This window comes from Halorussus salilacus (assembly GCF_024138125.1).
Classification (GTDB): domain Archaea; phylum Halobacteriota; class Halobacteria; order Halobacteriales; family Haladaptataceae; genus Halorussus; species Halorussus salilacus.
The window spans coordinates 2,127,433-2,145,632 of the sequence record NZ_CP099993.1 but is presented as its reverse complement, the minus strand read 5'-3'; the positions used below and the strand labels follow the sequence as shown (position 1 = coordinate 2,145,632).

The window sequence follows — 18,200 nt, the reverse complement described above, 5'->3', positions numbered from 1 at the left end:
ATGACGGAGCGACTGAAAGGAGCGACGGAATCGGTTGGGGAGGGTGTGGCCGTTGCGGTCGCGGTGCGGTTCTCACAGGTGACGTGCGAGCGGGACGCTTCAATCGAAAACTCAACGTTTCTAGCACGGTGACAGAGTGACGTTCAAGGGGGACGCTCCGGTCGGAAAAGCGCGAGCAGAGACTATCTCAAATCTCGTAAATACGGACTCTCAGTACGTTTCCACAGAGACACCGTCGAGCAGTTCGAAGTCCTCGACGTTTCGGGTGACGACCGGTGCACCCAACTCCGCCGCGACCGACGCGATAAGGAGGTCGCCAGCGAGCGCGTTCACCTTCTGTTGATTGGTGTCGTCGTCTTCTCGCAGACTCGCTTCCAATTCGCCAGCCGAAAAGGCGTGTTCGACGCCGAAGGGGACGACTCGGACCCACTCGAACTTCGAACGTATCTCTCGGGGGTCGAACTGGCCCTGTAGCTTCCGTCCGACCGCAATCTCTTTCAAATTGATGGCGGTCGTGGCGAACTCGCAGGTGTCCTCGCGGGCTTCGAGGTACTCCGCCACGGCGTCTCGTCCCGCCCAGTAGTGGATGAGAAACGTCGTGTCAAGCAGTTTCGTCGTCATCGTCCACCTCCGACAGCACTCCGAGCGCCTCGATCTGTCGGGTCGACAGTCCTTCGGCGGTCGCTTCGCGCGATTCGCGGACGAACGATTCGAGTTCGTCGGCCTCTCCCTCCGAGAGCGTCCCGAACCCTTCGCGCCAATCGGGCGTCGTCTCGTCCATCAGTCGGTCCATCAGGTCGGTGAAGCTCTCTCCCTCCCGCTTTCGGGATTTCAGACGTTCGTACACGTCGTCTCGGAGGCCGATTGTCTTCGTCCCCATGGTTTGTGTTTGTGCGCACAAGCACAAAAGTATTGTTCCGCACGCCCGCGCTCGTGCCACGGCGAACTATCGAAGACGGTTTTACCTATCCCCCGCAATTTCCGGCCAATGAGCACGGACGACACGACCGCCGACGCCAGCGCGCCCGGCACCGACGAGCGCCACGAGAACGCCCGCCAGCACGTCGTCGCGGTCGACGCCGACGACGAGGAGCAGGAGGTCGTCAACCGCCTCGACGCCCACACCGGCGACGGCATCCGACACCGCGCGTTCACCTCGCTGGTGTTCGACGGCGACGGCAACATCCTGCTGGCCCAGCGCGCGCCCGACAAGCGCCTGTGGTGTACGTGGTGGGACGGCACCGTGGCCTCCCACCCGGTTCAGGGCCAGTCACAGGAGGAGGCCACCCGCCAGCGACTCGAAGAGGAACTGGGCATCACGCCCGACCAGTACGACGACCTCCGGGTGACCGACCGCTTCGAGTACAAGCGCTACTTCGAGAACGCCGGCGTCGAGCACGAGGTCTGTGCCGTCCTGAAGCTCACGCTCGACGACACCTCGCTCGACCCCAACGAGGAGGAGGTCGCGGGCCTGATGTGGGTGCCCTACGAGCGACTCCACGAGCACCCCGAGTGGTACCGCCAGCTCCGGCTCTGCCCGTGGTTCGAGATCGCGATGCGCCGGGACTTCGAGTAGCCTCAGCGCCCGGCCAGTCCCGCGAGGTGACCCGCTTCTTCCGCGATTATCTCCTCGGTGCCCAATCGGGCAGCGTCCTCGCTTCCCGGCAGGCAGAAGACCAGCGTGCCCTCGGCCACGCCCGCGGTCGCGCGCGTGCCGACGACTCTAGTCCCGATCTCGTCGAACGATAGCAGGCGGAACAGCTCGCCGAACCCCGGAAGCTCCTTGTCGAACAGCGGTTCGACCGCCTCGACGGTCACGTCGTCGGGGGTGACGCCGGTCCCGCCGGTCGTGACCACCACGTCCACGTCGTCGCGCCGGGCCAGCGCGTTCACCGACCCCTGGACGCCGTCGAAGTCGTCGTCGACGAGGTCGCGGCTGACGACGCCGTGACCCGCCGCTTCGAGACCCGCGACGACGGCGTCGCCGGAGGGGTCGTCCGACAGCGACCGCGACGACGACACCGTGACGACCGCCGCGCCGAGCGACTCGACGTCGTGGGCGTGATGGTCGTGGTCGGCGTGGTCGCCCTCGCCGCCGTGGTCGTGGCCCTCCTCGTGGTCCGGTTCGGTCTCGGGGGCGCTCTCGGACTCGCGCTGGCTCTCCTCGTCGTCGTTGCCGCGGCGCGTGTCCCGTGACTGGAAATCGACCATGGCCGACTATTCGTGAGACGGTACCTTAAAACAAGGTCGCTAGCCGGTGTTCCTGTTCGAGATGTTACTATTTTCGGTGCTGTACGGGGGCCGACCAATCCACCGCGTTTCGCTCGGTGATGCGTTCGGCAGGTGGGAGCGTTGGCGAGGCGGGTTCGGCAGGTGGGAGCGTTGGCGAGGCGGGTTCGGCAGGTGGGAGCGTTGGCGAGGCGGGACCGAAAGCCCCCGCCCGCTCGCGTGACCGCGAGCGGGCGGGGGCTTTCTACGGGAGAGTCACTAGCCTACGGTGGAGTCACTACTTCGTCGGTTCGGTCGCTCGATAGGACTGAGCCATCAACGTGACAGCGGGGGCGTTTGAGGTACAGTTTTAGGCCCGGCCCCCCACGTTCCGACCATGAAAGCCGTCCAGTTCACCGGCCACGGCGGTCGGGAGGTCATCGAGTACGGCGACGTCCCGGACCCGACGCCCGACCGCGACGAGGTCCTCGTGGACGTGAAGGCGGGCGCGCTCAACCACCTCGACGTGTGGACCCGCCGGGGACTGCCCGGCCTCGACCTCGAGATGCCCCACGTCCCCGGGAGCGACGCCGCGGGAGTCGTCCTCGAAGTCGGCGAGGACGTGACCCGGTTCGGCCCCGGCGACCGGGTGGCGCTGTCGGCGGGCGTCTCCTGCGGCGAGTGCGAGTTCTGCCGCGACGGGGAGTACTCGATGTGCGTGAACTACCACGTCATCGGCGAGCACGTTCCGGGCGTCCACGGCGAGATGGCCGCGATTCCCGAGGACAACCTCGTCGAGGTCCCGCAGGGGGTCGAGTGGGAGACCGCGGCGGCCGCACCGCTCGTCTTCCAGACCGCGTGGCGGATGCTCCTCAACCGGGGCGACCTGCAGGCGGGCGAGAAGGTGCTCGTGCTGGGCGCGTCGGGCGGCGTCGGCCACGCCGCGGTCCAGATAGCCGACTACGCGGGCGCGGAGGTGTACGCCACCGCCTCCTCCGAGGAGAAGCTCCGGTACGCCGAGGCCGTCGGGGCCGACCACGTCGTCGACTACGAGGCCGAGGACTTCGCCGAGCGCGTCCGTGAACTGACCGACAAGCGCGGCGTCGACATGGTGGTCGACCACGTCGGCGAGGCGACCTACCCCGACTCGCTCAGGAGCCTCGCGAAGGGCGGGCGGGTCGTGACCTGCGGGGCGACCACCGGCCCGAACCCCGGCGCGGGCCTCAACCGCATCTTCTGGAACCAGCTTTCGGTCATCGGCTCGACGATGGCGAACCCCGGCGAGGTCGACGACGTGCTCGAACTCGTCTGGGACGGCACGTTCGAGCCCCGAATCCGGGACGTCCTGCCGATGAGCGAGACAGCCCGCGCCCACGAGATGCTCGAAGACCGCGAGGGCTTCGGCAAGGTCGTGGTCGTCCCCGACAGCGAGTACGACAGAGCATGACCGGGAGCGTCGAGACCGAATGACCGGGAGCGTCGAGACCGAATGACCGAGGAGACCGACACCCGATGACCGAAGACACCTACACACACCGACCCGGCAACGTCGACGGCGACGAGACCGACGCCGACGGAGCGGTCGCCGACCGCGAGGAGGCCGTCGACCCCGCGGCACCCGTCGAGCGCGGCCGAGAGGAGTGGGACTGGCGCGGCTGGGTGCTCGTGGGCGTCATCGTCCTCTCCTTTCTGGTGGTTCCGGCCATCATCCTCGCTCTCCCGCCGGTCGAACCCTTCCGGTTCGCGTACCTCGTCCTGCCGATGATTCCGGCGATTCTGCTCGGCGCGACCGCGGTCTGGTCGGCCCAGCGGTCGGGGTGAGTTTCGGACGTTCCGAGCGCAGGGAAAACCGGGCTCACTCCTCAGATATGTTTTGCCAGCGGTTCTCGAACCAGTTCATCGTCGCTCGTATCGGTTCACGTCGTCCAGCATTCCGTTCTCTCGCATGAACTTCAGGGCCTCTTCACCCCGGTCGGTGACAGCGTAAAGCCGCCCTCGCTTCGTGTCGTCGTCCACGAGGAGTTCGATGAGACTTCGCTCGCGGAGTGTGTTCGCGGCTTCTGAGATGCGCGAGTATTCCAGCCCGGTATCCTCACGTATCTGGGCGGGAATTGCGGCACCGTCGGCTAACCGCGTGAGAACCGTCGTTCGGTGTGGAGAGCGTACGACGAACGCCGCGTCCTCTTCGACCCGACCCATCGTACTATCAGCTTACTCACGACAATGTATGATAGTACCTACATTTAAGCTCAAATTACTTACGCCCCCACTTCGTAGGGAAGGGCAGAAAATAAGACGCTATGAGCGAGAGTGTTCAGTCAATGGGATATGAGCTGTTTCAAGGCAACTCTTTCCAAGTCTTAGAGGAGGAGTTCGAAGAGGACTCCCTGCACGCGGTGGTGACGGACCCGCCGTATTCGGTTATCGAATTCGAAACCGCACACGTCGAAAAGATGCGAGACGGCACGGGCGGCGTCTGGCGAATTCCCCCCGAACTGGACGGAAGCAAACGAAAGCCGCTTCCACGGTTCACAGTTCTGACCGAGGACGACAAGGACAAGCTTCGCACCTTCTTCCAGCAGTTCGGTGAGGCTATCGAACGTGTGCTCCGTCCGGGCGGACATGTGTTCGTCGCTTGCACTCAACTGCTGATGCACGAGGTCTCCCAACAATTGGACGAAGCCGGATTAGAACGCCGCGACGTTCTCGTCCGCGAGACCAAGACGCTCCGCGGCGGAGACCGACCAAAGGGCGCGCACGACCACCCCGAGTACAAGATGGTGTCGTCGATGCCACGCGTCTACTGGGAGCCGTGGTTGCTCTACCGCAAGCCGTTCGATGGACGCTTGGAGGAGAATCTAGAGGAGTGGCAAACAGGAGGACTCCGCCGCGAATCCGACGAACGGCCGTTCACCGACCTGCTCGGAAACGGAAAGACACCGAAACGAGAGACGGAAATCGTCGAGAACGCACACCCCGGGAAAGACCGCGACAAGGAAGCACATCCGAACCTGAAACCCCAGAAACTGATGCGGGAACTCTGCCACGCCGCACTCCCGCTTCGCGACGGAACGATTCTCGACCCGTTCATGGGGAGTGGTTCGACTATCGCGGCGGCGCATGCACTCGGATACGACGCGGTGGGCATCGAACTGGACGAGACGTTCTACGAGATGGCCCAGAACGCCATCCCCGAGCTCGCCGAAGTCCCGACAGAGATCGAAAAGCGAGACGACGTGGAGGAGCACCGCACCCAGTCGCGGTCTCTCTCCGACTTTAGCTGATTCAAGTCAGTTCCGGTTGGACTCGGGATGGGTCTTCGCGTGGCTCAGGTAGACCTCGGCGTGAATCCGCTCGTGTCCTCACGAAAGCTCCCTCGGCCAGTCGTTCTGTCTACTCGGTCACGTACTCGGGATGCTCGTCGGCGAACACTGGGTCGAACGTCGCATGCCGTTGCTTGTACTCTACGAGCTTCTCGCCTCGGCCCGTGATGGCCTCGGGGTCTTCGTAGATGGGGTTGCTACGGAGTTTGTGCATCCCGCTGGCGATGATGCTACTGGTGATGGTCCGACGCGAATCCTCGCTCCGGCCCGAGTGTGACCAATCGTCTTCGTTCAGACTGGCCGCGAGGACCTGTGTGAACCGAATCGGAGCCATCTCCTCGATATCTTTCTCGGGGTCGCCGCGTTCGTAGCGGAAGACGACGAACCACGCTTCCTCGTTGTTGTGAGCCTGCCATCCGCCGTTCGACTTCGAACACTTCGTTTCGATGCCGTGGTCACCGTGATGGACCTCATAACCCTGCTCGGCGTATGCGTCGTGGTCTGCGGGTAGAATGTCGGGGAAGCCGTCTTGCTTCTGGTTGACGATGAGGCTGTCCGACGCCTGCGCGAGCTCCTCGGTCGCGACGTTGCCGACGAAATCCGAGAGCGCGTTGTTCGCCCGCAAGATGGTCTCGATACGTCCGTGTCCTTCCGCGAGGAAGAACCGATTCATATCGGCATAGAAATCGTAGAACTCCTTGATGGCCGTCTTGACCTCTTCTGCCGTCACTCCATACGGGAGGTTCGCATTCGGATTGAACCAAGCCTCGTTGAATTCTGGCGTCTGCACACGTCGACAGGGCGAACCGTTTATGCAAGTGGCATAATACGATATAGAAACATCTAGATACGTTTTATCAACGGGTTACCTACACCACCGCAAGTGTGAAGCTACTCGGTACAACGAGTGCCTGCTCGCGATAAATCCAACCGAACGTGGCGCTACTCCGGGTCATCCGAACCGCCCGTCTCGGAATCCACCACTCGGAGCGCCTCCTCGACGAACTCATCGCCGGTCCAGCGCCACGACCCGAGCGACGCGTCTCCGCTCGCTTCGTCCTCGCCCGCCTCGCTCGCGGGGCCCGCGAGCGAGGCGATGGCGTACGACCGGCCGGGCCACGTCGCCTGCGCCGCGTCGGTCTCGCTCGGCCCGACGGGACCCCGGGGGTGAGAGTGGTAGAACCCCACCACCTCCCGGTCGGAGCCCTCGATGCGCTCCAGCAGGTCGAGCTGCTCGCGGGGGTCGATCTCGTACCGCGTCCGGGGCGACTCGGCGGCGTTCGCGGCCGGGAGACGGGCCTCGACGCGGTGGTCGTCCCCGTCGCGAGTTCCCGCGAGGACGCCGCACACTTCTTCGGGCGCGCCCTCGCGGGCGTGGGCGACGATGGCGTCGCGGATTCGCGTCGGGACGACGAGGGTCGGCGCAGTCACGGTGTCGAGGTTGGCGGGCGTCGGGGATAAGTGCTGGCTCCCCGGCGACGCGAGCGGTGTTCGGGTCGGTCGATTCGGGAGGTCGGTTCTGTCGAGGTGCGGGGGTCGAGTCGGTCGATTCGGGAGGTCGGTTCTGTCGAGGTGCGGTGTTCGGGTCGGTCGAGATGAAGCTAGCTACTCCCGGTACCGATGAGAACCGCACAGCACCGCCACCGCACCGCGCCCCCGTTCCTCCCCGCGTGCGTTTGCGCTCGCATCGCGAGCGCAAACGCGGCGCGTCCCGTGGTCCGTGAAGGCTGGCGCGCTCGGTGATCCGTGGAAGCTGGCGCGTCCCGCGGTCGGCGAAGGACCGCGAAACGCCCGGTTCCGGCCCCGCTCACTCCCAGTCGATGTCCTCCTCGCGGTCGGTCTCCCGGAGGATGAACGGTCCAATCGCGAGCGTTCGCTTGGCTACGGTCGCGATGCGGAGGACGAACGACAGCAGAATCATGAAGGGCGAGACCGCGACCGTGGTCGCGAAACTGGCGACGAGAACGTCGTTGCTGACGCCGAGGGTCGCGCCCGGCACCGCCCGCGCGTCGTAGTAGAGGATCATCGCGGCCGCGAGGACGAGCGCGGGGACCGACGAGTACAGCATCGCCCGCGAGAGGTTGACCAGTTCCCACTGGAAGTACAGCGTCTTGAAGTGCTCGCGCGCCGGGGCGAAGAACTTCAGCACCTCCACCACGTCGTCGAACGCGTCCTCGGCCTCGTCGGTCAGCGCGTCGGCGTGGTCGTTGCGGATGCGCCGGGCGGAGAATATCTTCCACGAGTAGTTGAAGTTCAGCGCGGCCGACAGCACGCCGAAGGTCCCGAACTGGGCGTCGTCGAGCCTGTCACTGACCGACTCAGCGTTCCGGGTCAGGTCCTCGACGTAGTCGTCGACCTTGGATTTCAGTTCCTCGTCGCGGGCCGCTTCGACGGTCTCGCGGAGGTCGTCGGCCCGGACCTTCGTCACGTCCACGAGCGCGCTCAGGAACGACGACGGCTCCGGCGGGCTGGTGTCGGTTTCGAGTACGTCCTCTACGTCCCGGCGGAACTCCATCGCGCCCTGCATCCGCCCGCGCTGGTCGCCGACCGGCCCCAGCTCCTGAGAGAGCACGAGCTGGTTCAGCGTCACCACCAGCGTCACCCCGGTGATGATGGCCCCCACGAACCCCTGAAAGAGGGTCTCGACCGGGTCCGACTGGGCGACCGCCTGCTGGAGCGGCGAGGGGTCGGCGACCCCGAGCGCGACCAGCGTGAGGAACACCCCGGCGAGCAACGCCCCCGCGATCACCCACCGATTCGCCTCCATCAGCACCCACAGCTTCACCCGGCTCTGGTCGATTCGCCCGCGCATCGTGTCGCCGGGTCGGGAACCACTCCCCCCGTCTCCGTTCCCGCCCCCGTCTCCGCCTCCCCCTCCGGTCCCGCCCTCGGACATGCGCCGGAGTACGACGGGCCGACGGAAATACCCGGGGGCATTTTTGGTACTCCGGACCGTGCGTGGGTCCATGGCACGGTCAGGCCGAGTCGCGGTCGCGCTGGCGGTCCTGCTCGCGCTCGCGGGCGCGACCCCGGCGGTCGGCGGCTCGACGCCGGGAGCGGGGGGAACGGACGCGGGTGTATCGGTCGCCGTCTCGGGAGCCGACCCGCCACAGGACGGGACCACGACCGGGGCGAACGAGTCGAACGACACCGTGGTCCTCGACGGAATCGACCCCGACTACGACGCCGAGGCGACGCTGGCGCGGGTCGAGGAGTTGCGCGGCCTGTCGGCGACCGGGCCCGTCGTGGTCCACGAGTACGACGACGAGGACGGCCCCGAAGTCGACCTCCGGGACCAGTTCGGCGCGATTCGCCCGGCGGGCGCTCGGGCGCTCCAGCTGTACTCGAACGCCTCGGCCGAGCGTCGCCTCCCGCTGGGTTACACCGTCGAGCGCGACGACGGGGTCCACGTCTACCTGATGAACGCGACCGACGTGGAGCGCTACGGCGTCTCCCAGGAGGTGGTGCTGGCCCACGAGTTCGTCCACGCGCTCCAGTTCCAGCACGACCTGCTGTCGCCCTCGCGCGAGGCGTTCCGGACGCAGTTCGACGACTGGACGACCGATACTCGCCTCGTCACCACCGCGCTGGTCGAGGGCGACGCCATGTGGACCACCGAGGGGTACGTCGAGCGGTACGCCGACGGCGAGTACGCGGCCGCCGACTACAACCGGACGCTCGCCCGGGAGGCGTGGCCCCACAGCGTCGGCGGGACGCCGTACTACTACGGCTACGAGTACTACCACGAAGCGGGGAGTTCGCCCGAGGCGCGCACCGCCGCGATTCGGAACCCACCCGACTCGACCGCCGAGCTGCTCCACCCCGACGAGACGATAGAACGCCCACCGATTCCCTCCCCGCCCGAGTCCTCACAGGAGTTCGAGGCCCTGACCCGCCACCACGAGGACACGGTGGGCGAGCTGGTCGTCCGGCACGCGCTGAGGATTAACGGCCTGTCGTTCGCCGAGGCCGCCCGGGCGGCCGACGGCTGGTCGAACGACCGGATGTACTACTACACCGAGGAGGCGACGACCGCGACCCACTGGGTGACCGCGTGGGAGAACGAGACCGAGGCCCAGGAGTTCGCCGACGCGTGGCGCGAGGTGCTCGACGCGCGCAACGCGACCGACGGAGAGAACGGCACGCTGGTGGTTCCCGAGACCGACGACGCGCCAGCCGTCTACTACGTAGTCGAGCGCGAGGGCTCGCTCGTCCGGGTCACCGCGGCACCGAACGCCGACCTCGCCGAGCGGCTCTCGGAGGCCGCGAGATAGCGCGAGTCGGGGGGCTCGCGCCCCTCAGTTCTCGTCGTCGTCCCGAATCTCTTCGAGTTCCGCCTCGATGTCCTCGTCGGCGACCTCGGTCTCCGTCTCGGTCTCCAGGTCGGTCTCGCCACCGGAGCCGCCCGAATCGGCCGACTCCTTGCCCATCTCGGCCTTCAGCGTCTCCAGTTCGGCGTCGACCTCCCCGGAGGTCCGGACGTCTTCGAGTTCGCGGTCGAGGCTGTCCTTGTCCGAGAGAGCGTCCTCGAAGACCCCCGAGTCCTGGAGTTCGTCCATCGCCTGCGAGCGGGCCTCCATGTCCTCGGTGCGCTCCTCGGCGCGCTCGATGGCGCGTCCCACGTCCTCCATCTCGTCGCCAGCGCCGGTCATGGCCTCCGAGACGCGGGTCTGGGCCTCGGCGGCCTCGTAGCGGGCCTTCATGCTCTCTTTCTTGGTGCGGAACTCCTCGATGCGGTTCTGGAGCTGGTCTTTCTTCTCGACGAGGTTGTCCTGCGTGTTCTGGAGGTCGGCGATCTGGCCCTCCAGCTCCTCGATCTGGTTCATCTTGGTCTTCTTCTTCTCCAAGGCCTGGCGCGCGAGGTCTTCGCGGTCGGCCTGAACGGCCTGCCGGGCCTGCTCGTTGTGCTTCTCGACGTTCTCCTCGAGCTTGCGCTTTTGCATCTCCAGACGCTTCTTCTGGGTGGTGAGGTCGGCGATGCCCTGTTTGACGTCCTGAAGCTCGTCGCGCATCTGCTCGTAGGAGTAATCGAGGGTCTCCGAGGGGTCCTCGGCCCGGTTGAGGATGGCGTTTATCTTCGACCGGACGACGTACGACATGCGTGAGAGTACTCCCATACCCACGTCTTTGGTGACGTGACCCTTAAAATCCTCACCTCCCCAACAGTCGTCTGACGGAATCCGGAGTCGTTCGGTCCGAGGTCGGGGTCGCGCGGTCGCCAGCGCGCTGGCGACCGCGCGGCCGAGCCGACCACGGGTCCGATAAAGGGGCCGCCGCTCGCGCCCGTCGGGCGCGAGCGGGCGGGGATTTCGAAGACCCCTCGGTCGAGCCCGTCGTCCACTCTCGACCTCCGACCGCTCGGACGCGCGATTGCAACCCTTATCAGAACCCTCGCCCAACGTCCGACCATGAACTCCGAGGACCTGCCGATTCCCGGCGCGCGGGACGTTCGCGCGACCCTCGACGCGCCCGAGGACGCCGACCCGGACGCGGTGGTCGTCGCCTGTCCACCCCACCCACAGCACCGGGGCCACCGCGGCGACGCGCGCCTGACCGCGGTCAGCGAGTACCTCACCGACCGCGGAATCGAGTGCCTGCGGTTCGACTACGGCGACTGGGACGAGGGCTACGGCGAGCGCGAGGACGCGCGCAACGCCCTCCGGTGGGCCGACGAGCGCTACGACCGCGTCGGAATCTTCGGCTTCAGCTTCGGGACCGCGGTCGCCGCGCTCGCGGCGGCGACCGTCGAGTCCCGACCCGACGCCGTCTCGCTTCTCGCGCCCACCCCGAGACTCGCCGACGATTTGGACACGGTGGCCGCGCTCGACGACCTCGCGGGGCCGGTACAGGTCGTCTACGGAACGCGCGACGACACCGTCGACTGGAAGCCGGTGGTCGAGCGCGCGCGGGAATTGGAGTACGAGGTGGTCGAGATACGCGGCGACCACTTCTTCGTGGGCCAGCACGCGAAGGTCGCCGACGCGGTGGGCGGCTTTCTGGTCGGAGCGATTTCGGACGAGTAGTTGACAAGTGTTTTCCCCCGGTCGTCGGAACGTTCGCACATGGCGGCTGAAGTGTTCGGGACGCTCGCGGTCATCTACGGCTTCAACGCCCTCCTCGCGGTCTGGGTGTACAGGAACGCGCGCTGGCACGGGAGCGATCTGGCCGCCGGGTGGGCGCTACTGGTCGTCTGCACGGGAGTCGTCGGCCTCGCGGTGTATCTGTTCGTGCGGGGCGACGTGTAGCCTCGCAGTCGGGGGATTTCCGGCCATCGGTTTTTGCGCGGTCGTTTACTCACCGTCGTCTTCCGCGTTGCGGTCGCGCTCGCGGGCGTCCCCTGCGCGCTCGACCCTGCGATACTGCTCGGCGGAAACGCCCGATTTTCGCGCCGCTTCCAACTGCGAGTTTATCACCGTATTCTGCTGTTCGCCCCACTTCCCCGGCGGGTTCTCCCGGATGTAGCGCACCCAGTGCTTGATCGATTCGATCCGTTGCTCGCGATTTTTTCGGTGCTTTTCGTCGAGTCGGTCACGCGCGTTTGAGTCGGTCATACTCTTCCTCCACGCCGAGCTTTCGTACCCACGATTCGAGTTTCTCGATGTTCAGGCCGTCCTCGAACATCGTGTATAGATGGACTGCATCTTCGAAGTCTTTGCGGGCTTCAAGATACAGTTTGTATGCAATCTGGAGTTCAAGCGGGCCAATCGGGATTTCTGAATCGTCGATACGTGCGGTTATCGCATTTTCCAGCGAGGCTCGGTCGAACTCATCGTCGGCGAACTTCAACTCCAGATGCGGTGCCATCTCGTCCTCTCGGGCGACCCAGATGTTATCGCCATTCGACAGCAGTTCGTAAGCGTTCGAAAGCGGCATCGCGGGACCCCAGAAGTCCGCGGCTTGGAGTTCGTCGACGAGAGCTTCGACGGTGGGCTCGCCACACCGCTCTATAAGCACGTCTATATCCTGTGTGGCGCGGGGGCGGCCAGACAGTATCGCAACGTATCCTGCGACGTAGACGTGTTGTATTCCGGCATTTCCGAGAAGAGAGCTGAATTCGATCGCGAGGGTGTCGAGTTCGCTCGGCGCTCGCTCGACGAGTAGCTCGCCGTCCCGAAACTCGATTCCGGCCATACGGTTCCATCTCGTGCGCCACGATATAAGTCCCAGCCCCGATTGCGGCCCACAATTCGGTCGCCTCGATTCCAGCGCTTCGAAATCGTTTTGAACGACGCCCGCCGACAGTCGGTATGCCGACGGAACCCGAAACCGATTACGACCCTTCTCTCGGGAACAAGTTCATCTTCGTGACCGGGGGCGTGATGTCCGGGCTTGGCAAGGGCATCACGGCCGCGAGCACGGGGAGACTGCTCGCCAACGCCGGGTTCGACGTGACCGCGGTCAAGATAGACCCCTACCTCAACGTCGACGCCGGGACGATGAACCCCTTCCAGCACGGGGAGGTGTACGTCCTCAAGGACGGCGGCGAGGTCGACCTCGATTTGGGGAACTACGAGCGCTTCCTCGACATCGACATGACGTTCGACCACAACGTCACCACGGGCAAGACCTACCAGCACGTCATCGAGAAGGAGCGGGCGGGCGATTATCTGGGGAAGACGGTCCAGATCATCCCGCACGTCACCGACGACATCAAGCGCCGGGTCCGGGAGGCCGCCGAGGGCCACGACGTCTGCATCGTGGAGGTCGGGGGCACCGTAGGTGACATCGAGGGGATGCCGTTTCTCGAAGCCCTCCGGCAGTTCGCCCACGAGGAAGACGAGGACGATTTCTTGCTCACGCACGTCACGCTCGTCCCCTACTCGAAGAACGGCGAGCAGAAGACCAAGCCGACCCAGCACTCGGTGAAGGAACTGCGCTCTATCGGCCTCCAGCCCGACATTCTTGTCGGGCGTTGCGAGGACGAACTCGACCCCTCCACCAAGGAGAAGATAGCCCTGTTCTGCGACGTGCCGACCGACGCCGTCTTCTCGAACCCCGACGTGGCCGACATCTACCACGTCCCGCTGATGGTCGAGGAGGAGGGCCTCGACGAGTACGTGATGGAGCGACTCGGCCTCGCCGACGACGCCCTGCCCGAGTCCGAGCGTGACAACGAGTGGCGCGACCTCGTCACTCAGGACACCCACGGCGAGGTCGACATCGCGCTGGTGGGCAAGTACGACCTCGAAGACGCCTACATCTCGGTCAACGAGGCGCTCAAGCACGCCGGACTGGAGAAGAACGTCGACGTGAACGTCCGCTGGGTCGACAGCGAGGAGATGGACGACGCCCACGAGAAGCGTCTGCGAGAGGCCGACGGCGTCGTGGTCCCCGGCGGGTTCGGGTCCCGCGGGACGGAGGGCAAGATCGAGGCCATCCGGTACGCCCGCGAGAACGGCGTGCCGTACCTCGGGCTGTGTCTCGGCTTCCAGCTCGCGGTCGTGGAGTACGCCCGGAACGTCCTCGGACTGGAGGGCGCACACTCAGCCGAAATCGACCCCGAGACGCCCCACCCGGTCATCGACCTCCTGCCCGAGCAGTACGACCTCGAAGACCTCGGCGGGACGATGCGGCTCGGGGCCCACGAGACGACCATCGAACCCGGCACGCTGGCCGAGCGGGTGTACGGCGGGACCTACTGCACCGAGCGCCACCGCCACCGCTACGAGGTCAACCCCGAGTACTTCGACGCGTTCGACGAGTCCGGGCTGGTGTTCTCGGGCGAGTCGGGCAACCGGATGGAGATACTCGAACTGGAGGGCCACCCGTACTTCTTCGGGACCCAGTTCCACCCCGAGTTCCGGTCGCGGCCGACCCGCGCGAGCCCGCCGTTCGTCGGCCTGCTGGAGGCGGTCCTCGACCGCCCGGAGACCGACGCGACCCCCGAGGAGGTGGAGGCCTGATGGTGAACCCCGAGGAGTTCATCGACGAGAAGGTCACCGAGATTCGCGAGGAGGTCGGCGACGCCAACGCGGTCATCGCGCTGTCGGGCGGGGTCGACTCCTCGACCGCCGCCGCGCTGGCCTACGAGGCTCTCGGCGACCAACTCACCCCGGTCTACGTCGATACCGGCCTGATGCGCAAGGGCGAGACCGACGAGATTCGGGAGACGTTCGACTACATGGACAGTCTCCGCATCGTCGACGCGAAAGACCGCTTCCTCGACGAACTCGCGGGCGTGACCGACCCCGAGGAGAAGCGCCACGTCATCGGCGAGCAGTTCATCCGGGAGTTCGAGACGGTCGCCGAGGAGGTCGACGCCGACTATCTCGTCCAGGGCACCATCTACCCCGACCGCATCGAGAGCGAGGGCACCATCAAGTCCCACCACAACGTCGGCGGCCTCCCCGAGGTCGTCGACTTCGAGGGCATCGTCGAACCGATGCGGGACCTCTACAAGGACGAGGTCCGCGAGGTCGCGCGCGCGCTCGACCTCGAAGAGATAATCGCCGAGCGGATGCCGTTCCCCGGTCCCGGACTCGCGGTCCGCATCATCGGCGAGGTCACCGAGGAGAAGCTCGAAGTCGCCCGCGAGGCCAACCACGTAGTCGAGGAGGAACTGGAGGAACACGAGCCGTGGCAGGCGCTCGCGGCCGTCCTCGGCAAGGCGACCGGCGTCAAGGGCGACAACCGGGTCCACGGCTGGGTCGTCGCGGTCCGCTCGGTCGAGAGCCGCGACGGCATGACCGCCCGCGCCCAGGAGGTCGACTGGGAGACCCTCCAGCGCATCCAGAGCCGCATCACCGGGGTCCACGAGAACGTCGCGCGGGTCGTCTACGACGTAACCCACAAACCGCCCGCGACCATCGAGTACGAGTGAGATGAAGGCCATCGTCGTCGGACCCGACGAGGACGGACTGACCGACGCCCTCGAAGCCGAGGGGGTCGAAGTCACGCGAATCGAGGAGCTGGGCACCCGCCCGGCGCTCGAAGAGGCTGGCATCACCGACGCCGACGCGCTCGTGCTGACGCTCGCGGCGGGCGCGACCGCGATTCCGGTCGCCAAGGACCTCAACGACGACGTTCGGGTCGTGGTGTACGCCGGGGACGACCTGCCCGACTTCGCGCGCGGGCAGGCCGACTTCATCGTCGACCCCCGGTTGCTGTCGGCGCAGGCGGTCGCCGAGGAACTGGCTGGCTGAGGGTGTTCTCGGGGGTGTAGCTTCTCTGCTGTTCTCGCAGTTCGGTTCTCGCAGTGACGACCTCGAAAGCCCCCGCCCGCTACGAAATCGAGGAGAACTGAACCGAGACCGCCCAGAAAGCCCCCGCCCGCTCGCTCTGAATCGTAATTGGTGTCACTACGTTTTCCTCGAAAGCCCCCGCCCGCTCGCTCTGAATCGTAATTGGTGTCACTACGTTTTCCTCGAAAGCCCCCGCCCGCTCGCTCTGAATCGTAATTGGTGTCACTACGTTTTCCTCGAAAGCCCCCGCCCGCTCGCGGTCGCTCGGCGACATATCCGCGCTCTCCGCACCGCCCGCGCGGATAGGGGTCGCCGAGACGACTGAAGTGAACGCGAGCGGGCGGCCCCTTTCAGTCCCACCCGCGTGGCTCGTGTCGTCAGCCGATTCCCGTGGACTTGCTCACCGGCCGATTCCCGTGGATTGGCTCACCGGCCGATTCCCGTGGATTGGCTCATCGGCCGATTCCCGTGGACTGGCTCACCGGCCGATTCCCGTGGACTGGCTCACCGGCCGTAACGGGGAGTTGGCCGCGCGCTACAGGCGCGCGGCCAACTCCCGGAAGCGGTCGCCGCCGTTCGCCACGATGGGGGTGCCGTGGCCCATCGCGGCGACCTCGAAGTCGGGGACGCGGTCGGCCAGCGCGCGGATGCTCCGGCGGACCTCGTCGGTGTCGTGGCTGAGGTGCCACGGCGAGGGTTCGAGCCGCCCATCTTTCTCGCGAACGAGGTCGCCGAGGAACGCCACGTCGCCGCCGAGGTAGACGACGTGGCCCGGCGAGTGGCCCGGCGCGCGGTAGACCGTGAATCCGCCGACCTCGTCGCCGTCGTCCACCGGCCGGATGGGCACGCCCGGCGCGACCACGAGGGGCTGGACGAGTCGCTGGAGCAGGCCCTTGTGGTTGCGCCAGTCAGGGGTCTGCTGGCCCGCCAGCACGACCGCGTCCTCGCGCCCGAGGTAGACCGGGGCGTCGACGCCGAGTTTCCCGAGCGCGCCCACATGGTCGGCGTCGTAATGGGTGACGAGTATCCGCGCCACGTCGTCGACCGCGTGGCCCGCCTCGCGGATCGCCCGCGCGATGTCGTCGGCACTCCGGGGTGTTCCGGCGTCGACGAGGACCAGGTCGTCGCCGTCCTCGACAAGATAGCAGTTGACGCTGCCGAGGTCCACCCACCAGAGGTCGGCCCGCGCCTCCTCCCGAAGTCGGGTCGTGGTCATGTCCGTGCGGTACGTGACCGGTCGACAAAGTCCTACTCCCCGAACGGACGCTTTTTGTCTGCGGGGACCCCTCGTTCGAGTATGGAAGACCGCTTCCCGTCGGGTTCGCGCGACCGCAAGCGTGCGACGCTCGCGGTCCTGCCGTTCCTCGCGCTGGGTCTCGCCGATCTGGCACTCCTGCTCGTCTGGGGCATCGACCCGCTGTGGGGGTTCGCCATCCTGCCGCCCATCCTGTTCGTGAGCGCGCTGGCCTGGATCGCGTTCTCGAACGGGTTCGTCGACGACCGCGAGTAGCCGCCCGGACAGTTCAAGACCGTTCATCCCCGGATGAACGGCCCGAAACGGTTTGGACGGTCGCCCCCGTTGAAGTGCGAGCCGTTCCTACCACTATCTGCGGTCGCGACGCGACCGACGCGCTGTCGCTCCGCTCCCGGCAGTGCGACACCGACCGCACACATCCCGGCGCGACGAGCGACGACGAACACGCCGGGCCGGACCCGCCCACCGGCCCGGGTTCCGCTAACGCGACGCCCGACCGCCTCGCCGTTCGCTCGTCGTTCCATCCGACCGGCACAGAGGCACGCGACCGGCACCCACCCACACCCGCCCTTTGCTCTCCCGATTCCATCCGCTCCGGTCGGTCCGACCCGCCCGGCGTCGGACCGACCTTTAAGACTCGGCCACGCGTTCATCGAGGTATGGGACTCGACAGGTACCCGGACTTGGACCCGGACGCGGGCGAAGTCCTCGACGCGGAACTGGCCGTGACCGACGACGTGCTGGTGAAGGCGTTCGCGCTCGGTCCGGGCGCGGAGCTGAGCCCGCACGACCACGCCGACGCGACCAACGTCTTCCACGTCCTCGACGGCACCGCGACCGTGATTCAGGGCGACGAGGAGGAGGAGGTCGAAGCGCCCGGCGTGGTCCTCCACGAGCGCGGCGTCGTCCACGGCGCGCGAAACGACACCGACGAGACGGTCGTGTTGACCGCGAGCCTCTGTCCGCTACCGTCCTGACTCGGCGAGAATCCGTTTCCGGTCTCTCGGCGTAGCGCCGACATGTGGACCACCAAGGAGGAGACGTGGGGGCCGCTCCGAATCGTGGGCAAGAACGCCTTCGACACCGACCGGACCGCGGCGCTGCTCGACGACGACGAGCGACGCCGAGAGCAAGCAGGCGCTGATGGAGGGGCTGATGGAAATCGCGACCGCGATGCGGTTCGTCCGGAACACGGTCGCCACGATGACGGAGGACCGAGCGGACCCCGAGGAG

24 protein-coding genes are annotated in these 18,200 nt (G+C 66.3%); 12 read left to right on the top strand and 12 right to left on the bottom strand.

The annotated features are described in order from the left end of the window. Positions 1-210 precede the first annotated feature (210 nt). Both NGM10_RS11080 and NGM10_RS11075 read right to left on the bottom strand, forming a co-directional pair. Positions 211-621, bottom strand: a complete 411-nt coding sequence (locus NGM10_RS11080) for a type II toxin-antitoxin system VapC family toxin (RefSeq protein ID WP_253478684.1) — start codon at positions 619-621, stop codon at positions 211-213. Next, complete coding sequence (locus NGM10_RS11075) at positions 602-880, bottom strand: antitoxin VapB family protein (protein WP_253478681.1); 279 nt, start codon at positions 878-880, stop codon at positions 602-604. Before NGM10_RS11075 ends, NGM10_RS11080 begins: the two co-directional genes overlap by 20 nt. Before the next feature lie 108 nt (positions 881-988). Between NGM10_RS11075 and NGM10_RS11070 the strand changes: the two genes are divergently transcribed. Then, the gene (locus NGM10_RS11070) at positions 989-1,576 is read left to right on the top strand and encodes an NUDIX hydrolase (RefSeq protein WP_253478678.1); all 588 of its coding nucleotides are present in this window, start codon (positions 989-991) and stop codon (positions 1,574-1,576) included. 2 nt (positions 1,577-1,578) lie between these two features. Here NGM10_RS11070 and NGM10_RS11065 read toward each other — a convergent pair whose 3' ends face one another. Beyond that, complete coding sequence (locus tag NGM10_RS11065) at positions 1,579-2,211, bottom strand: MogA/MoaB family molybdenum cofactor biosynthesis protein (protein ID WP_253478675.1); 633 nt, start codon at positions 2,209-2,211, stop codon at positions 1,579-1,581. Between the two features lie 394 nt (positions 2,212-2,605). Here NGM10_RS11065 and NGM10_RS11060 point away from each other — a divergent pair, with 394 nt between their 5' ends. Together NGM10_RS11060 and NGM10_RS11055 are read left to right on the top strand one after the other, a co-directional pair. Continuing rightward, positions 2,606-3,655, top strand: a complete 1,050-nt coding sequence (locus NGM10_RS11060; protein ID WP_253478671.1) for a zinc-binding dehydrogenase — start codon at positions 2,606-2,608, stop codon at positions 3,653-3,655. Between the two features lie 65 nt (positions 3,656-3,720). Further along, positions 3,721-4,029: a DUF7977 family protein gene (locus NGM10_RS11055; protein WP_253478668.1), complete on the top strand. Its 309-nt coding sequence runs from the start codon at positions 3,721-3,723 to the stop codon at positions 4,027-4,029. Positions 4,030-4,104: 75 nt separating this feature from the next. Here the strand turns inward: NGM10_RS11055 and NGM10_RS11050 are convergent, their stop codons facing one another. Next, complete coding sequence (locus NGM10_RS11050; protein WP_253478665.1) at positions 4,105-4,407, bottom strand: ArsR family transcriptional regulator; 303 nt, start codon at positions 4,405-4,407, stop codon at positions 4,105-4,107. 122 nt (positions 4,408-4,529) lie between these two features. On the opposite strand from NGM10_RS11050, the gene NGM10_RS11045 reads away from it, so the two are divergent. Beyond that, positions 4,530-5,492 (top strand): DNA-methyltransferase, encoded by a 963-nt coding sequence (locus NGM10_RS11045; protein ID WP_253478661.1) that lies wholly within the window; start codon positions 4,530-4,532, stop codon positions 5,490-5,492. A gap of 109 nt (positions 5,493-5,601) precedes the next feature. Here NGM10_RS11045 and NGM10_RS11040 read toward each other — a convergent pair whose 3' ends face one another. From NGM10_RS11040 to NGM10_RS11030, 3 genes are all read right to left on the bottom strand, one after another. Beyond that, positions 5,602-6,261: a hypothetical protein gene (locus tag NGM10_RS11040; RefSeq protein ID WP_253478658.1), complete on the bottom strand. Its 660-nt coding sequence runs from the start codon at positions 6,259-6,261 to the stop codon at positions 5,602-5,604. A gap of 212 nt (positions 6,262-6,473) precedes the next feature. Beyond that, a complete protein-coding gene (locus NGM10_RS11035) occupies positions 6,474-6,962 on the bottom strand; it encodes a desampylase (protein ID WP_253478655.1) in 489 nt (162 codons plus the stop codon). 376 nt (positions 6,963-7,338) lie between these two features. Beyond that, positions 7,339-8,427 (bottom strand): DUF7972 family membrane protein, encoded by a 1,089-nt coding sequence (locus tag NGM10_RS11030; RefSeq protein WP_438267139.1) that lies wholly within the window; start codon positions 8,425-8,427, stop codon positions 7,339-7,341. Positions 8,428-8,497: 70 nt separating this feature from the next. On the opposite strand from NGM10_RS11030, the gene NGM10_RS11025 reads away from it, so the two are divergent. Then, a complete protein-coding gene (locus tag NGM10_RS11025) occupies positions 8,498-9,805 on the top strand; it encodes a hypothetical protein (RefSeq protein ID WP_253478652.1) in 1,308 nt (435 codons plus the stop codon). Between the two features lie 24 nt (positions 9,806-9,829). Here NGM10_RS11025 and NGM10_RS11020 read toward each other — a convergent pair whose 3' ends face one another. Further along, complete coding sequence (locus tag NGM10_RS11020) at positions 9,830-10,648, bottom strand: PspA/IM30 family protein (protein WP_253478648.1); 819 nt, start codon at positions 10,646-10,648, stop codon at positions 9,830-9,832. A 291-nt stretch (positions 10,649-10,939) separates the two neighbouring features. Between NGM10_RS11020 and NGM10_RS11015 the strand changes: the two genes are divergently transcribed. Continuing rightward, positions 10,940-11,554: a dienelactone hydrolase family protein gene (locus tag NGM10_RS11015; protein WP_253478643.1), complete on the top strand. Its 615-nt coding sequence runs from the start codon at positions 10,940-10,942 to the stop codon at positions 11,552-11,554. Between the two features lie 39 nt (positions 11,555-11,593). Beyond that, on the top strand, positions 11,594-11,776 hold the full coding sequence (locus NGM10_RS11010; protein WP_253478640.1) for a hypothetical protein: 183 nt from the start codon (positions 11,594-11,596) through the stop codon (positions 11,774-11,776). A gap of 45 nt (positions 11,777-11,821) precedes the next feature. Here NGM10_RS11010 and NGM10_RS11005 read toward each other — a convergent pair whose 3' ends face one another. Beyond that, positions 11,822-12,082: a DUF8150 family protein gene (locus tag NGM10_RS11005; RefSeq protein WP_253478637.1), complete on the bottom strand. Its 261-nt coding sequence runs from the start codon at positions 12,080-12,082 to the stop codon at positions 11,822-11,824. Continuing rightward, positions 12,060-12,662, bottom strand: a complete 603-nt coding sequence (locus NGM10_RS11000) for a hypothetical protein (RefSeq protein WP_253478634.1) — start codon at positions 12,660-12,662, stop codon at positions 12,060-12,062. Before NGM10_RS11000 ends, NGM10_RS11005 begins: the two co-directional genes overlap by 23 nt. Positions 12,663-12,778: 116 nt before the next feature. Here NGM10_RS11000 and pyrG point away from each other — a divergent pair, with 116 nt between their 5' ends. From pyrG to NGM10_RS10985, 3 genes are read left to right on the top strand one after another with little or no spacing between them, the layout of a single operon-like run. Beyond that, positions 12,779-14,434 carry a glutamine hydrolyzing CTP synthase gene (gene pyrG, locus NGM10_RS10995; RefSeq protein WP_253478630.1) on the top strand — a complete coding sequence of 552 codons (1,656 nt, stop codon included), beginning with the start codon at positions 12,779-12,781 and terminating at the stop codon, positions 14,432-14,434. Further along, positions 14,434-15,351 carry a glutamine-hydrolyzing GMP synthase gene (guaA, locus tag NGM10_RS10990; RefSeq protein WP_253478627.1) on the top strand — a complete coding sequence of 306 codons (918 nt, stop codon included), beginning with the start codon at positions 14,434-14,436 and terminating at the stop codon, positions 15,349-15,351. The genes pyrG and guaA overlap by 1 nt, the downstream gene beginning before the upstream one ends. A 1-nt stretch (position 15,352) precedes the next feature. After that, complete coding sequence (locus NGM10_RS10985; protein WP_253478624.1) at positions 15,353-15,673, top strand: DUF7126 family protein; 321 nt, start codon at positions 15,353-15,355, stop codon at positions 15,671-15,673. 79 nt (positions 15,674-15,752) lie between these two features. Here the strand turns inward: NGM10_RS10985 and NGM10_RS10980 are convergent, their stop codons facing one another. Continuing rightward, complete coding sequence (locus NGM10_RS10980) at positions 15,753-15,986, bottom strand: hypothetical protein (protein WP_253478621.1); 234 nt, start codon at positions 15,984-15,986, stop codon at positions 15,753-15,755. A gap of 261 nt (positions 15,987-16,247) precedes the next feature. Further along, complete coding sequence (locus NGM10_RS10975; protein ID WP_253478618.1) at positions 16,248-16,928, bottom strand: MBL fold metallo-hydrolase; 681 nt, start codon at positions 16,926-16,928, stop codon at positions 16,248-16,250. 81 nt (positions 16,929-17,009) lie between these two features. On the opposite strand from NGM10_RS10975, the gene NGM10_RS10970 reads away from it, so the two are divergent. Further along, positions 17,010-17,222, top strand: a complete 213-nt coding sequence (locus tag NGM10_RS10970) for a DUF8142 family protein (RefSeq protein WP_253478615.1) — start codon at positions 17,010-17,012, stop codon at positions 17,220-17,222. 404 nt (positions 17,223-17,626) lie between these two features. Then, positions 17,627-17,944, top strand: coding sequence for a cupin domain-containing protein (locus tag NGM10_RS10965; protein ID WP_253478612.1), 318 nt, complete (start codon positions 17,627-17,629; stop codon positions 17,942-17,944). Positions 17,945-18,200 lie beyond the last annotated feature (256 nt).